General features: G+C 75.8%; 1 pseudogene. It reads right to left on the bottom strand.

Annotated elements, in window-relative coordinates:
- A pseudogene (locus FF041_RS39870) lies at positions 1-308 on the bottom strand (hypothetical protein); the annotation flags it as partial.
- Positions 309-488 lie beyond the last annotated feature (180 nt).

Genomic DNA, 488 nt, shown 5'->3' with positions numbered 1-488 from the left:
GTCCGCAGGTGCTCGGCGCTCTGGTCCCGCCGGGCGGAGAGCAGGGCGATCTCGGTACTCGCGGAGCCGAGGGCGGCGGCGCTCTGGCCGCCCCGGACGGAGTCCAGCTCCCGCGCGATGTGCGCGGTGCGCTCCTGGACCTTCTGGTCGAGGTCGTCCACCTTGAACGTCGCGTCGGCAATCAGCGCGGTGAGCTGGCCGTAGGGGCTGAGGAAGGGGTGGCGGCCGAGGAGATCGGCGGCCGAGTCGGCGCCGAGCGTCTCGCGGACGAGACGGGTGCCGAGGCCGGGCGGCGGGGTGCCGTGCACAACAACTCCAGAAGAGGGGAAGGGTGGTTCAGGAACGGGACCGGCGCTGGGCAGCCGGGGCGGGGGCCGCGGTCGGCGCGGCAGCAGGGGCCGTGGGCGGGGTGCCGGTGGGGCGTGTGTGCGGGGAGCGGGAGCGCGCGGCTTCGGCCCGCTGGTCCGGCACCCCGACGGTGGTCTGCT

The organism is Streptomyces jumonjinensis (genome assembly GCF_009600885.1).
GTDB lineage: Bacteria > Actinomycetota > Actinomycetes > Streptomycetales > Streptomycetaceae > Streptomyces > Streptomyces jumonjinensis.
Note: the sequence above shows the minus strand (reverse complement) of the source record. Positions and strands in the feature narration are given on the sequence as shown.